12 protein-coding genes are annotated in these 14,436 nt (G+C 72.8%); 4 read left to right on the top strand and 8 right to left on the bottom strand.

Annotated features, from left to right (window positions below):
- Positions 1 to 34: 34 nt before the first annotated feature.
- From EV186_RS08765 to EV186_RS08755, 3 genes are all read left to right on the top strand, one after another.
- Positions 35 to 1,447 carry an acyl-CoA synthetase gene (locus EV186_RS08765; protein WP_133848486.1) on the top strand — a complete coding sequence of 471 codons (1,413 nt, stop codon included), beginning with the start codon at positions 35 to 37 and terminating at the stop codon, positions 1,445 to 1,447.
- Positions 1,440 to 2,753: a carboxyl transferase domain-containing protein gene (locus tag EV186_RS08760; protein WP_133848485.1), complete on the top strand. Its 1,314-nt coding sequence runs from the start codon at positions 1,440 to 1,442 to the stop codon at positions 2,751 to 2,753. Before EV186_RS08765 ends, EV186_RS08760 begins: the two co-directional genes overlap by 8 nt.
- Positions 2,754 to 2,823: 70 nt before the next feature.
- Positions 2,824 to 3,819, top strand: coding sequence for a hypothetical protein (locus EV186_RS08755; protein WP_133848484.1), 996 nt, complete (start codon positions 2,824 to 2,826; stop codon positions 3,817 to 3,819).
- Here EV186_RS08755 and EV186_RS08750 read toward each other — a convergent pair.
- From EV186_RS08750 to glmS, 5 genes are all read right to left on the bottom strand, one after another.
- Positions 3,800 to 4,513, bottom strand: coding sequence for an HAD family hydrolase (locus EV186_RS08750; RefSeq protein ID WP_133848483.1), 714 nt, complete (start codon positions 4,511 to 4,513; stop codon positions 3,800 to 3,802). The genes EV186_RS08755 and EV186_RS08750 overlap by 20 nt on opposite strands.
- Positions 4,510 to 5,583, bottom strand: coding sequence for an alpha/beta fold hydrolase (locus tag EV186_RS08745; RefSeq protein WP_133848482.1), 1,074 nt, complete (start codon positions 5,581 to 5,583; stop codon positions 4,510 to 4,512). The genes EV186_RS08750 and EV186_RS08745 overlap by 4 nt, the downstream gene beginning before the upstream one ends.
- Entirely contained in the window at positions 5,580 to 6,698 is a 1,119-nt protein-coding gene (gene alr, locus EV186_RS08740; protein ID WP_133848481.1) for an alanine racemase, read from the bottom strand. The genes EV186_RS08745 and alr overlap by 4 nt, the downstream gene beginning before the upstream one ends.
- 334 nt (positions 6,699 to 7,032) lie before the next feature.
- Positions 7,033 to 8,430, bottom strand: a complete 1,398-nt coding sequence (locus EV186_RS08735) for an NAD(P)H-hydrate dehydratase (RefSeq protein WP_133848480.1) — start codon at positions 8,428 to 8,430, stop codon at positions 7,033 to 7,035.
- Complete coding sequence (glmS, locus tag EV186_RS08730; RefSeq protein WP_133848479.1) at positions 8,431 to 10,299, bottom strand: glutamine--fructose-6-phosphate transaminase (isomerizing); 1,869 nt, start codon at positions 10,297 to 10,299, stop codon at positions 8,431 to 8,433. It lies immediately after the preceding gene.
- A 65-nt stretch (positions 10,300 to 10,364) separates the two neighbouring features.
- Between glmS and EV186_RS08725 the strand changes: the two genes are divergently transcribed.
- Positions 10,365 to 11,168, top strand: coding sequence for a poly(ethylene terephthalate) hydrolase family protein (locus EV186_RS08725; RefSeq protein ID WP_133848478.1), 804 nt, complete (start codon positions 10,365 to 10,367; stop codon positions 11,166 to 11,168).
- Between the two features lie 547 nt (positions 11,169 to 11,715).
- On the opposite strand, the gene EV186_RS08720 is transcribed toward EV186_RS08725, so the two are convergent.
- From EV186_RS08720 to EV186_RS08710, 3 genes are read right to left on the bottom strand one after another with little or no spacing between them, the layout of a single operon-like run.
- Entirely contained in the window at positions 11,716 to 12,165 is a 450-nt protein-coding gene (locus EV186_RS08720) for a hypothetical protein (protein ID WP_133848477.1), read from the bottom strand.
- On the bottom strand, positions 12,162 to 14,063 hold the full coding sequence (locus EV186_RS08715; protein WP_133848476.1) for a WXG100 family type VII secretion target: 1,902 nt from the start codon (positions 14,061 to 14,063) through the stop codon (positions 12,162 to 12,164). The genes EV186_RS08720 and EV186_RS08715 overlap by 4 nt, the downstream gene beginning before the upstream one ends.
- On the bottom strand, positions 14,060 to 14,371 hold the full coding sequence (locus tag EV186_RS08710) for a hypothetical protein (RefSeq protein ID WP_133848475.1): 312 nt from the start codon (positions 14,369 to 14,371) through the stop codon (positions 14,060 to 14,062). The genes EV186_RS08715 and EV186_RS08710 overlap by 4 nt, the downstream gene beginning before the upstream one ends.
- Positions 14,372 to 14,436 lie beyond the last annotated feature (65 nt).

Genomic DNA, 14,436 nt, shown 5'->3' with positions numbered 1-14,436 from the left:
CGGACCGCCGTGAGCTACGACTACCTTCGTGCGCATGCTGCTTCCGACCATGGCCGCCCCCGCCGACCGGCCTGCGGTGCGGTTCGCCGACACCACGCTCACCCACGAACGCCTCGCCGCCGTCGCCGGTGACCTCGCCACCCGCATCGCCGGGCGCCGCGCGGTCGCCGTCTGGGCCACACCGAGCGCGCACACGTGTGTCGCCGTGGTGGCCGGACTGCTGGCCGGGATCCCCGTGGTGCCGCTCAACCCGAAGATCGGTCAGCTCGAGCTCGCGCACATCCTGAACGACAGCCGGCCCGAGCTGGTGCTCGCCGACACCGACCAGCCGACCGGGCTGCCCGCCCTCTGCGCCGACTTCGGCACGGACTTCGACGGCGACCTGCCCCCCGAACCGGACGGCGAGCAGGTCGCGTTCATCGTCTACACGTCGGGCACGACCGGCCCGCCGAAAGGTGTGCTGCTGCCGCGCCGGGCCGTCGCGGCGAGCCTGGACGCGCTGGCCGAGATCTGGGACTGGACCGACGCGGACACCGTCGTGCACGGGCTGCCGCTGTTCCACGTGCACGGGCTGATCCTCGGCGTGCTCGGGCCGATCCGCCGCGGTGGCGCCGTGCACCACGTCGGCAAGTTCTCCTCGCGGGCCATCGCGGCCGGGCTGGTCGAGGGCGCGACGATGGTGTTCGGCGTGCCGACCATGTACTCGCGGCTGGTGGCCGACGCCGAGGCCGACAAGGGCCTCGCGGGTGTGCTCGCCAACGCACGCGTGCTGGTGTCCGGTTCGGCGGCGTTGCCGAAGACCGTGCACGAGCGGATCGCCGCGGCCACCGGGCAGCAGGTCGTCGAGCGCTACGGCCTCACCGAAACCCTGATGAACTGTGGGATCCGGCTCGCCGGCGAACGCCGTCCCGGCACGGTCGGGCCGCCGCTGCCCGGCGTCGAGCTGCGCCTGGTCGACGACGCGGGCGCGGTCGTCGAGGCACGCGACGACGAGACCGTCGGCGAGATCGAGGTGCGCGGCGACAACCTCTTCCTCGGCTACCTGAACCGGCCGGACGCGACCGCGCAGGCCATGCACGACGGCTGGTTCCGCACCGGGGACATGGCGACCGTCGCCGCCGACGGGTACGTGCGGATCGTCGGGCGCAAGGCCACCGACCTGATCAAGAGCGGCGGCTACAAGATCGGCGCGGGCGAGATCGAGAACGCGTTGCTGGAGCACCCGGGCGTGGCCGAGGCCGCGGTGACCGGTGAACCCGACGACGACCTGGGCGAGCGGATCGTGGCCTGGGTCGTGCCGTCCGGCGAACCGCCGTCGGCCGACGAGCTGGCCGACCACGTGGCCAAGCTGCTCGCGCCGCACAAGCGGCCGCGGGTCGTGCACTTCCTGGAGTCGTTGCCGCGCAACGACATGGGCAAGGTGACCAAGCGAGCCCTGGGTGGGTGAGGCACGCGCGCTGGCCGTCGCCCTGGCCCCGGACTTCGCCGAACTGCCGTCAACCAGTCCACAAGAGACGGACGGCCCACTCGACTGGCCGGGGTACGGCACCGCCCGCAAGCTCGCCGCCGAGCGCACCGGCGAGCGGGAATCGGTGCTGTGCGGGGTCGGCACGCTCGGCGGTGCGCGCGCCGTCCTGATCGCCTTCGAGTTCGGCTTCTTCGGCGGTTCGGTGGGTTCGGCCGCCGGTGAGCGGGTGGTGCGGGCGTTCGCGCACGCGCTCGCGCAGCGCCTGCCCGTCGTGTCGTTGCTGGCCACCGGCGGCAGCCGGATGCAGGAAAGCATGGTGTCGCTGCGCCAGTTGCAGCGGATCGCGGCCGCCCGGGCTTGCTTGGCTGAGGCGGGTTTGCCGCACGTCGCCGTGCTGCGCAACCCGACGACCGGCGGCGTGTGGGCCTCGCTCGGCGCGAGCGCGGACGTGATCGTCGCCTTGGCGCAGGCGCAGATCGGGTTCGCGGGACGGCGGGTCCGGCCCCCGGGCGACGACCACGCCTACCGCGCGGAAGGCCAGTTCGCGGCGGGCAACGTGGACGAGGTGGTCACCCCGGACGACTTGCCCGCGGTCCTCGCGCAATGGCTGGAGTTGTTGCGCGGCAACGCCGATCCCGCGCCGGTGCCGAACGCCCTGGGAACGGCCGAGCCCGCGGCCGGTGGCTGGGACGCGGTGCGGCTGACCCGAGCGGCAGTCCGGCCCCGCGCCGACGCTTACCTCGACGACTACTTCACCGCGCGCCGCACGATCAGCGGCGACCGCTGCGGCGGCGTCGACGACGGCGTGCGGTGCGGGGTCGGCCTGCACGACGGCCGGCCGATCGCCTTCGCCGCGCAACTGGGCACCCCGACCACTCCGGCCGGGTTCCGCACGGCGACCCGGTTGCTGAGGCTGGCCGACCGGTTGCGGTTGCCGGTGCTGACGTTGGTGGACACCCCCGGCGCGGCCAACGACGACCGGGCCGAGCGGGCCGGGCTCGGCCCGTCGATCGCCGAACTGTTCGGCGCGATCGCGTCGGCCCGGGTGCCGGTGACCACGCTCGTGATCGGCGAAGGCGGCTCGGGCGGCGCGCTGGCGTTGGCCGCGCCGGACAACACGTGGATCACGCCGGACGCGTACTTCTCCGTCATCGCCCCGGAACTGGCCGCGGCCATCCTCAAGCGCCCGGCCACGGAGGTCCCCGCCGTCGCGGATGCCCTGCGCCTGCGCCCTGAGGACCTGGTCGCCCTCGGCGCCGTCCGCGGCATCGCGGGAACCCGCTGACATTCAGGGCAACCGCTGTCCCGATTTGCGCGTCTACGTGAGGTATTGGAACTAACTGGGGGTTACACGCATGCCTTTGCGCGCAACAATTCTCGTCGCCGCGGCCGTCACCGCGGTGGGCCTCGCCGGACCAGGGACGGCCAGCGCCGCCGCCGGGTGGCAGGTCGAGTACATGCCGATCCCGGGCGGTTACGACGGTGGCTACTTCTCGGTGCTGACCACCGACGGGAAGGGCGACTACGCCGGAACGGCGTTCCTGATCAACGGCACTTCCGAGACCGACCTGGTGGTGTGGGAGGGCGCGCGGACGACCGTCGTGCGCAATCCCGGCTTCTGCACGGACGTGTACCCGAAGGACCAGAACCCGTCGGGTCTGATCGCCGTGACCGCCAACGGGTGCTCGGACGTCGACAGCTACCGGGCCTACACCTACGACGGCGGCGGGTTCCACCGGCTGCCCGCGCCCGACGGCTACCGCCAGACATCGGCGATCGCGGTGAACCCGGCCGGTGACGTGCTCGGTCGCGCGTGGGACTCGGTGTCGGGCGACCCCGACACCACCGTGCTGTGGCGCCACGGCGTGACCACGCCCGTGGTGATCGCGGACACGATGGCGTCCCAAACCCCGGTCGACCTCGACGACGACGGCTCTGTGCTGTTCGACAGCGAGGAGGGTGCCGCGATCCTGCGGGGCACCACGCTGGTGCGGCTGACCAACCCGGCCGGGTTCGACCGGAGCTACCCGAGCGCGATCAGGAACGGGGTCGTCGTCGGCACCGCTGTGGTCGCCGAACCCCAGCGGAGCGCGGCCTACTGGTGGCCGACGCCGACCACCCCGAAGGCCCTGACCGGCGCCACGACGGCGACCGACATCAACGCCTCCGGGCTGGTCGTCGGTGACCTGATGACCTGGCGCAACGGGGTGTCCACGGGGGCGCTGCCGAACCCGAACGAGGGTCTGGCCAGCGCCAGCTTCGTCGGCGACGACGGCACGGTGGTCGGCAGCGTCGACCCCGACTACCGCACCACGATCCCCGTGAAGTGGGTCAACGCCAGCGGTCGATGACCGCGGGCAGGTCGGCGAGCGACGTGATGACCGCGTCCGGCGTCACGTCGATCGGGACCTGCTGTTCGGCGGGGATGTCGCTGTTGGGGATGAGCACGGCGCGCATGCCGATGGTCTGCGCGCCGTGCACGTCGTCGTAGGGGCGGTCGCCGACGTACACGCAGCGCTCCGGGTCCTCGACGCCGACCGCGCTCATGGCCGCGCGGAACGCGTCCGCGTGTGGCTTGGTGTAGTCGAGGTCGCTGCTCCAGACGACGCCGTCGAACAGGTCGAGGATGCCGTCGCGGCGCAGGAACTCCTCGTGCCAGTCGGCCGGCCACGCCGTCGAGGACAGCACGCCGGTGCGCAGCCCCCGCTCCCGCAACTGCCGCAGCATCGTCTCGGCGTCCGGGTCGGTGAAGGTGGCGAACTCGATGGCCGCGCGGTAGGCCGTGAGCGCGGCCTCCGACTCGTCGACGCCCGCGTCCTGCAGCACGTGCGCCACGGTGAACGCGATGTGCCGGGTGCGCGCGGTGTTCCAGCGCGCGTCCTCGGCGGCCAGGATCGCGGCGGCCACCTCGCCGGCGCGGTCCGGGTCGTCCGGGTGCAGCGCGTCGGCGTAGGAGCGCCAGATGTCCAAGGGCACCATGGTCTTCCACGGCGTGAGCGTGCCGCCCCAGTCGAAGATCACCGCGTCGATCCGGCTGTCGCTCATGCCCGCCGCCACCACTTCCGCCGTTTCCCCTTGGCGCAGGCCCTGATCAGCTCGACCAGCGGCCCGGTCACCAACTCCGGTTGCTCCAGCATGATCATGTGCCCGGTGCCCGGCACGCAAACGAGTTCCGCATCCGGCAGCTCGGCGGCGATCCGCTCGGCGTGCTGGAACGGGGTCAGCCGGTCCTTGTCGCCGGAGACGACCAGCACCCGGCAGTGCGCGAGGCCGGCGAGCGCGGCGTACCGGTTGTGGCTGCTCAACGTGGGCACGAAGTTGGTCAGCGCGCCGACCGACGACACGTTGAGCATCTCGACCATGAACGAGACGAGCCGGGCGCTCACCCCGCGGGTGCCGAACGCGAGCAACCGCACGGCTTGCCGGGTCAGCCCGCCGCCCGCGCCGCGGACCAGCTCGACCAGGCCCGGCTGCCACTCGGCGAGCTGGCCGACGCCGCGGGCCACAGGACTGCGCTTGGAGAGCAGCGGCCGCGGCAAGCCTTGCTTGCCGACCTCACCCGCCGACGTGGCGATCAACGCGACCCCGGCGATCCGGTCGGCGAACAGGTCCGGGTCCTTCTCGGCCAGCCCCATGATCGTCATGCCGCCCAGGGAGTGGCCGACGAGCACGATCGGGCCGTTCGGGACCATGACCCGCAGCACCTCGGCGAGGTCGTCGGCGAGGTGCTCGATGGTGCTGCTCGCCGGGTCGCCACGCCCGGAGCGGCCGTGCGAGCGCTGGTCGTAGAGCACGAGCCGGACGCGGGGATCGACCAGCTGGGCGAGGTCGCGGCGCTGGAAGTGCCAGCAGCGGCGGCTGAGCGCGAAGCCGTGCACGAACACCACGGTCAGCGCCGGCTTGCCGCCGTCGGGCGGGTCGACCTCCTCCACCGCGAGCGGCACGCCGTCGGTGGCGGCCACGGTGCAGGTCCGGGTCGGCGGTAACAGACCGAGCGGCTCGTCCGCCAATGGATCCTCCGGGTCGTCGCGGCGGCGTTTGGCCAGTGCCACGGCCAGTGCGGTGCCACCCGCGGCGACGCCGATGATCCCGCCGACCACCGCGGCGGCCTTCATCCGCGTGTCCCCACGTAGGTGCGCGCCACGCGTGGCCGGTACATGCCGGTCACGATCTCGTAGTCGATGGTGCCGATCGTGTCCGCCCACTCGCGTGCGGTCGGGCCGCCGTTCGCCCCGTCCCCGAACAGGATCACAGTGTCCTTTTCGGACACATCGTCGTCGCCGCAGTCGACGACGAGCTGGTCCATGCACACCCGCCCGCGGACCGGCCGCCGCTTGCCCGCGAGCCAGACGTCCATCCGGCCCGACAGCAGCCGCGGCACGCCGTCGGCGTACCCGGCCGGGACCAGGGCCAGCGTGGTGTCGCGCTCGGCGGTCCACGTCTGTCCATAGGAGACGGACTCACCGGCGGCGATCCGCTTGGCCAGCGCGACGCTGGAGCGGAACGTCATGGCCGGCTTGAGGTCTTCCTCCTGCGGCACCGGGTTCAGGCCGTACATGGCGATGCCGACGCGGACCAGGTCGAAGTGCAGGTCGGGCCGGGTCAGGGTGGCCGCGGAGTTGGCGAGGTGCCGTTGTGGCGTGAGCCCGGCCTCCCGCGCGACCCGGTACGCGTGGTCGAACCGGTCGGCCTGCACGTCCACCGACTTGTGCCCCGGCTCGTCCGCGCAGGCCAGGTGCGACCAGACGGCGACGACGTCCACATCGGACTTCGCGGCCGCCTCGACCAGCGCGGGCCACTCGTGCGGCGGGCATCCGTTGCGGGACAAGCCCGTGTCGATCTTCAGGTGCACCCTCGGCGTCGACCCGGCCCGGTGCCCGGCGTCGGCGATGGCGTGCAACTCGCGGGTGCTGGACGCGGCGAGGTCGATGCCGTGGGCGACGCCCGGGGCGAGGTCGGCGCCGGGTAGGTCGAGCCAGCTCAGGATGGGTACGTCCAGCCCGGCGTCACGCAACGCGAGCGCCTCGGCGAGCGAACAGGAGCCGAGCCAGGTGGCGCCGGCCTCGATCGCCGCCTTGGCGACAGGGATGGCGCCGTGCCCGTAGGCGTCGGCCTTGACCACCGCCATCGTGGCCGAACCGGCCGCACGCGCGGCCAGCAACCGGACGTTGTGCCTGATCGCGTCGAGGTCCACGACCACCTCGGCGCGCGGCGCGCTCTGCTCAGCCATAACGCCGACAATGCTCGCACACGGGTTATTGCTCCTGTGGACGGCGATCCCCGGGCGGCTTCTTGACCAGCGGTGATGCTGTCCCGGCGCCGGGGTTTTCCACAGGCGCCCGGTTGTCCACAGATCCGCGCACAGCCCGTTCCAGGCCTTGTGGACCGATAGAATGGGACCAAGGGGTGCCCCCGGGAGGGCGGGGGCTTGGTCTACGCGCGCGCGAGGCAGAAAGCGTTGGCGGGCCTGGGTTTCGGGTTCGGTCGCGTAGTCGGCGGGCGCCGCGGACCGGCGTATGGGTGGGTTGTGCGCAACCGCGGTCCACAGGCTGTGGACAACCCGCTCAGCGGATGGCGCGCAACGCGTCCGGGATGGCCGCGGCGATTCGTGAGGCCGAGGTCGGCACGCCGTCGGCGGCCAGCGTCGCCGCCCGGTCGTGCAGCCACGCGGCCGCGCCCGCGGCCGTTGCCGGGTCCGCACCCCCGGCCAGGACCGCGCCGATGATCCCGGACAGGACGTCGCCCGACCCGGCCGTCGCCGCCCAGGACGACGACGCCTTGTTCACGATCACCCGCCCGTCGGGGTCGGCGATGACCGTCGTGTTGCCCTTGAGCAGGACCACCGCGTTCAGGCGTTTGGCCAGCCCGCGGGTCGCCGCCACTCGGTCGTCACCCACCTCGTGGCCGGCGATGCGGGCGAACTCGCGGTCGTGCGGCGTGATCACCACGGGGGTCTCCGGGTCGCGGGCGTCCCACAGGTCCGGGTGCTGGGCCAGCATCGTGATGCCGTCGGCGTCCACGCACAGCGGCACCCCCTCGCCGAGCAGTCGGCGCAGCACCTCGACCGACGACGAGCCCGTGCCCAGCCCCGGTCCGACGACCCACGCCTGAACGCGGCCCGCGTCCTCGACCGAGCCGGTCGCGACCACCTCCGGCCACACACCGCGCACCTCATCCGCGGCCGAACCCGCGTAGCGGACCATGCCCGACGTCGCCAGCACCGCGGCGCTCGTCGCCAGCACGGCCGCGCCCGGGTACGTCGACGAACCGGCCGCGACACCCGTCACGCCCTGCGTGTACTTGTCGTCCTTCGGGCCCGGAAACCGCCATGCCGCAAGGACATCCGCCGCCTCGAGCACCCGCAGCGAAGGCGCGGGCAGCTCCGGGCCGAGGCCGATGTCGACCAGCTCGACCCGGCCGCAGTCGGCCAGGACGTGCACTGGTTTCAGGCAGCCGAACGTCACCGTGAGGTCCGCGCGCACCGCGGGCTCGTGAACCACGCCGGTGTCCGGGTCGACCCCGCTCGGCAGGTCCACGGCCAGGATCGGGCTGGCCACCCGGTCGACCAGCGCGGCGGCGTCGGGGCGCAGGCCGCCGCGGGCCTGCAGGCCGACGATGCCGTCGATCACCAGGTCGGCCTGCTCGATCGGCGCATCGTCCACGCCGACGACCCGGCCACCGGCACGGCGCAACGCCGTCAGCCCGGCCGGGTGGGCCCGGTCCGGCGCCAGCAGCACGGCGGTAACCCGCACGCCCCGCCTGCGCAGGAAAGCCCCGGCCCACAAGGCATCGCCGCCGTTGTTGCCGGCGCCGACGAGCAACACCACGTGCCGCGCGCCGGTCCGGGCCGCCGCCAGGGCGACCCCGAACGCGGCCTTGCGCATGAGCGCGCCGTCGGGCGTGCGTGCCAGCAGCCGATCCTCGGCGGCCGTGACCTGCTCGACGGTCCAGACCCCGCGCATCTACTCCACCGTGACGGACTTGGCCAGGTTGCGCGGCTTGTCCACGTCGTAGCCGCGGGATCGGGCGATCTCGGCGGCCAGCACCTGCAGCGGCACCGTCGACACCAGCGGCTGCAGCAACGTCGGTACCGCGGGCACCTCGATCAGCTCGTCGGCAAACGGCCGGACCGTCTCGTCGCCCTCCTCGGCGATCACGATGGTCCGCGCGCCACGCGCCTGGATCTCACTGATGTTGGACACCAGCTTCGAGTGCAGCACCGCGCGGCCCTTCGGCGACGGCATGATCACGACGACCGGCAGACCTTCTTCGATCAACGCGATCGGCCCGTGCTTCAGCTCGCCCGCCGCGAAACCCTCGGCGTGCATGTACGCGAGCTCCTTGAGCTTGAGCGCACCCTCCAGCGCCACCGGGAACCCGACGTGGCGGCCGAGGAACAACACCGCCCGGGAGTCCGAGAGCCGGCGGCCTAGGTCACGCACCTGGTCGATGGTGCCGAGCACCTGCTGCACGGCCTGGGGCATGGCCTCCAGCTCGTGGAACTCGCGCGCCACCTCGTCCGGGTACTTCGTGCCGCGGGCCTGCGCGAGGGCCAGGCCGACCAGGTAGTTCGCCGCGATCTGGGCGAGGAACGCCTTGGTCGACGCGACCCCGATCTCCGGGCCCGCGTGCGTGTAGAGCACCGCGTCGGACTCACGCGGGATCTGGGCGCCGTTGGTGTTGCAGACCGCGAGGACGCGGGCCTTCTGCTCGCGTGCGTGCCGCACGGCCTCGAGCGTGTCGGCGGTCTCGCCGGACTGCGACACGGCCACGACCAGCGTGTCGCGGTCGAGCACCGGGTCGCGGTAGCGGAACTCCGAGGCCAGCTCGACCTCGACGGGCAGGCGGGTCCAGTGCTCGATCGCGTACTTGGCGACCAGCCCCGAGTGGTACGCCGAACCACAGGCGACGACGAAGACCTTGTCGACGTCACGCAGGTCCTGGTCGGACATGCGCTGCTCGTCGAGCACGATGCGGCCCTCGGTGAAGTGCCCGCGCAAGGTGTTCGCGAGCGCCTCGGGCTGCTCCTCGATCTCCTTGAGCATGAAGTACTCGTGGCCGCCCTTTTCGGCGGCCGAGAGGTCCCAGGTCACCTGGAACGGCTTGACCGGGGCCGGCTCGCCGTGGAAGTCGGTCACGTCGTAGCCGTCGCGGGTGATCACGACGACCTGGTCCTGGCCGAGCTCGACCGCGTCCCGCGTGTGCTCGATGAACGCGGCGACGTCGGAGGCGACGAACGTCTCGCCCTCGCCCAGCCCGACGACCAGCGGCGACGACCGGCGCGCGGCCACGACCTGGTCCGGCTCGTCGGCGTGGGTCACGACCAGCGTGAACGCGCCCTCGAGGCGTCGGCAGACGGCGCGGACGCTCGCGGGCAGGTCGCCCTTCGTGCCCGAGTCGTCCAGCCCGGAGTAGGCACGGGAGACCAGGTGGGCCGCGGTCTCGGTGTCGGTGTCACTCGCGAACTCGACGCCAACGGCCTCCAGCTCGCCGCGCAGCGCGACGAAGTTCTCGATGATGCCGTTGTGCACGACCGCGACGCGGCCGGTCATGTCGGAGTGCGGGTGCGAGTTGCGGTCCACCGGCGGCCCGTGGGTCGCCCAGCGCGTGTGACCCATCCCGGTCGTCCCGGCGAAGCCTTCGCGCCCGACCTCGTCGAGCCGGGCCTCCAGATTGGCAAGGCGGCCGGCCTTGCGTTCGACCGCGAGCGCGTCACCGGCGTTGACCGCCACACCCGCCGAGTCGTACCCGCGGTACTCAAGCCTGCGCAGCCCGTCGAGCACGACGTCGAGCGCCTGGCGATGGCCTACGTATCCCACGATTCCGCACACTCGCAACAGGGTAACCACGGGCCCTTCTCCAGCGGGGTGGCGGGCGGCTGCTCTAAGGTCGGCGCATGGCGCAGAAGGCCAAGCACCTGCTGACCGAGCTGTCCCGGCGTGGCCCGCACCCGGTACTGCGTGGTGACCTGGCCCTTGTCGGCCTCCCGGGCCTCGTCTACACCCCGTCGAGCGGTCTCGGGTTGCCCGCGGTCGCGTTCGGGCACGGGTTCCTGCAGCCGCCGTCGCGGTATGCGGGATTGCTCACGCACCTGGCGTCGTGGGGCGTGGTCGTGGCCGCGCCGGGGACGCACCGCGGACCGCTCGCGTCGCACCGCCTCTTCGCCGCCGACCTGCGGACCGCCTTGGACGTGTGCGTCGGCGTGCGGCTCGGCGAGGGCGCCATCAGCGTGGACCCGGGGAAGCTGGGCCTGGCTGGGCATTCCTTCGGTGGCGGCGCCGCCGTCCTGGCCGCGGCCGAGGACGAGCGAGTGAAGGCCGTGGCGACCTTGGCCCCCGCGCAATCGCGCCCGCCGGCGACCGAGGCGGCGGCCCACTGCTCGATGCCCGGGCTGGTGCTGGCCGCGAGCATGGACCTGGTCGCGCCGCCGACCGCGCACGCGGAGCTGATCGCGAAGGCGTGGGCCGGGCCGGTGACCTTGCGCACGTTGCCGAAGGCGAGCCACCTCGGGTTCGCCGAGGGCCGGCACTGGAGCGGGTTGCTGTTGTCCGGCAAGGCCGAACACAAGACGCAGCGGCTGGCCAAGGCGTTGCTGACGGCGTTCTTCCTGGTGCACCTGGCGGGCAAGGACGAATACCTGCCGCTGATCGAGGAGCCGGTCAAGGGCGCCAAGCTCGAAGAACTCGCCGAGATCGGCTAGCGCTCCCGCCGCCTCAAGATCGTTCCCCTCTATGGGTACTTACGCATGCCCCCACCCTCCGCTGGGGGGCGCCCCGGTTCCCATTCTATCGGCTTTTGACCTGCACAAATGGTCGGCGAGCAATCTGTGGACAACTCCGCGCGCGAACGGAAACTTTGGTCGGTGCGGGCTGTGTGCCAACGCGGAACTCGCCTGGTCCGAACGCGGCCCGCACCCGGCACGAACGTGGAACACACCCGCTTCGAACGGGGGACGCACCCAGTCGGAACGTGGGACACGCCCGGCCTGAGTGTGGGACACACCCGGCCGGAACGTGGGACACGCCCGGCCTGAGTGTGGGACACACCCGGCCGGAACGTGGGACACACCCAGTCGGAACGGGGGACACACCCAGCGGGAACGTGGAACACACCCGGTCCGAGTGTGGGACACACCCAGTCGGAACGGGGGACACACCCAGCGGGAACGTGGGACACCCGGTCCGAGTGTGGGACACGCCCGGTCGGAACGGGGGACACGCCCGGGTTGACCTGCACGGGGTGAAGGGTTAGGGGTCGGTGCGGCGGCGGGCTCGGGCGCGCATGGACCTGGGCAGGTAGGCCGCCACCTCGGGTTCGGGCGCGGGGTCCGGCTTCGGGACGAGCGGTTTCGGGGCCACTTTGAAGGCGTCCAGCAGGATGTCCTCGCCTGCTTCGGCGGCGTCGGCCGCCGCGCGGTTGCGGCGCGCGGTGCGGTCGAGCAGCGACTCGTGGTCCTCGCGGCGCTCGTGTTCTTCCTCCGAGCGGAACTCCAGTTCCTCGACCTCGACGTCCGGCTTGCGCCCCAGCGCGCGGGCCGACGCGCCCCACTCCTGTGCCTGGCGCTCCGCACGCTCCCGGATCGCCCGCTGCGCCTCGGCCAGCTGGCGCTGGGCCGACGTGATCGCCCGCGCCGAACGCTCGGCCGCCGCCGCCCACTGCCGTTGCACGGCCTCGGAAACAGCCCGAGGATCACTCACTCCGGGAGCTCCGGTTCCAGCAGGTTCTTGATCTTGGCGTACGAGCTGGTGTCCTCACCGAAGAAGTCCTCGCTCGCGTTGTAGCGCCCGCCCTGGCGCTCGTGGTCGCCGCCGCGGCCACCACCCATGCCACCCATCATCGGCATCATGCCGCCGCCGAAGCCGCCACCGGTCGCGGCCCGCGCGCCGACGACACCAGCCGCACCCGCGGCCGCCGCCGCGGGCAGCTGCGACGTCTCGCCGACTCCCGAGTAGGACCCCGGTTGCGGCTTGGGCGCGGCCGGGCTCGGGGTGCTGCCGGCACCGCCGAGATGACCGAGCCCGGCGCCCGCCGAGCCGTCGGCCGCCGTGTTGCCCACCGCCCCCGAACCGCCGTGCGCCATCGACGCCCCGCCGCCGGAACTGTGATGCTGCAACAGATCCGGCTGGTTCGAGGCCAGCGCCGGGTCACCGGCGCCCGAAGGCGCGTCATCGCCGAAGTCGACGGTGTAGCTCTGCGGCGCGCCGGTGCCGTCGTCGACGGTCACGGTGATCGGGCCGCCGCTCGACGGGCGGTGCAGCGTGATGGTCGTCGAACCGTCGTGGATGGTCGCGGTGCCGTCCGCGCCGCTCACCCCCTGCCCGGCCGAGCCGCTGTTCATCGCGCCGAGGTCCACCGGGTACTGCACCACGCTGCCGTCCGGGTGCTGCACGGTCAGCTGCGCACGCCCGCCGGCGTCCGGTTTGGACAGGGTCAGCCCGTCGCCGATCCGGCCGACCTGGTCACCGCCCATGTCCGGCGCCTCGGCCAGCTGCGGGTCCCCGGCCGCGGCCGGCGCGCCCGAGTTGGTCAGCGTCGAGCCGATCGGGCTCGCGGTGTCCGATGTGGACGGGGGCAGGGTCGAGGCCGGCGTGGTGACCTGGACCGGCGGCTGGTCCTCGACGGGGGCCGGGACCGCGCCACCCGGCGAGGTGGACCCGGGGAAGCCGGTCGCGCTGTCGTCGGGCGTGGTCGAGACCGGCGGGCGCGCCGGGCTCTGCGCGGAGCTGGGCACCCCGGCCGGCGCGGTCTGGTCCGGCTGCTGCGGGTCGAGCGCGCCGACGCCGTCGTTCATGCCGGTCCACGAGTCGCCGACGTCCTGCGTCGTGATCGAGGTGTACTGCTGGAACGCCTGGTAGCTCGCCTCGACGCTGGGCACGAACACCTCGTCGAGCCACTGCTTGCCGCGCTGGCCCATCCACGCCGCGGCCTGGTCGAGCATGCCGGTGAAGCTCTGCTCCTCGGTGAACGCGGGCACGCCGTCCGCGGGTGCGAACGCGGCGAGCATCACCATCTCGAAGAGTTGCACCGGGCCGGCATTGCCGCGCGCGGCGTTGATGACCTGGTCGACCTGGCGCGGGGTGAGCCCGCCGACGTGGTGGCTGTCCAAACCGGACACGAGCTGGGCCCTGGTCATGACCGCCGTCTCGGCGCGGTCGGCGCTCATGGAGATGAGCGTCTGGGCCACGTCGACGCCATCGGCCACGGTGGCGGCGTCACGCAGAAAACCGCTGCCGTAGTCGTCGGCTTCGGTCGCGGCGTCGCCCTCCCACATCCCCCGCAGCGCGCTGACGTTGCCGGTGAGCTGGTCATTGCGATCGGTGAGGTCGCCGTGCACCTGGGCGAGCCGGTCGGCGTCGGCCCGCAGCCGGTCGAACCGGATGCCGCTGACCTCGTCGTACGTGGCGGTGATGCCGGCCATGCCGCCGCCGAGCGTGCGCCCGGTCCACGCCTCGTAACGGGGCAGGAACCGCTCGAAGAAGCGCAGCCCACCCCGGCCGTGCTCGAGCAGCTCATCGGAGGTCGCGAACCCGGTGCCACCGCCGGACCGGGTGCGGCTGACCAGGTCTTCCACGTTCACCTCGTCGGTGCGGATCACAGCTCGACCTCCCCGACCGTGCGCACGCCGGACTCGTCGTCGGCGCGGTACCGCGCGCTCGCGTCGGCCAGCTTCCCGCCGAGCGTCGCCGTGGCCGCGCTGTGCCTGCGCAACACGTCGGCGACGCCTCGGCGGACGGCCGCGTGGTAGGTCGAGGGGACGCCCGAGAACGCCGCGCCGAGATCGCCCTCGCGGATCTCGGCGTTGGCGGCCCGGTCGGCGAGCTCGCCGATGGGTTCCGCGTGTCCCAGCACGGTCTCGGCGACCCCGGACAGTTCCCCGGTCCGCGCGCCGTATCCACCCGCCACGTCGATCTCCCCGATCCGTCCTCACGTGGGTTTCGGGCTCGGACGCGGACGTGCGTCCGGGCGGT

The sequence above is a fragment of the Labedaea rhizosphaerae genome, assembly GCF_004362825.1.
In the GTDB taxonomy this organism is placed as follows: domain Bacteria; phylum Actinomycetota; class Actinomycetes; order Mycobacteriales; family Pseudonocardiaceae; genus Labedaea; species Labedaea rhizosphaerae.
This window is presented reverse-complemented; position numbering and strand designations above follow the sequence as displayed.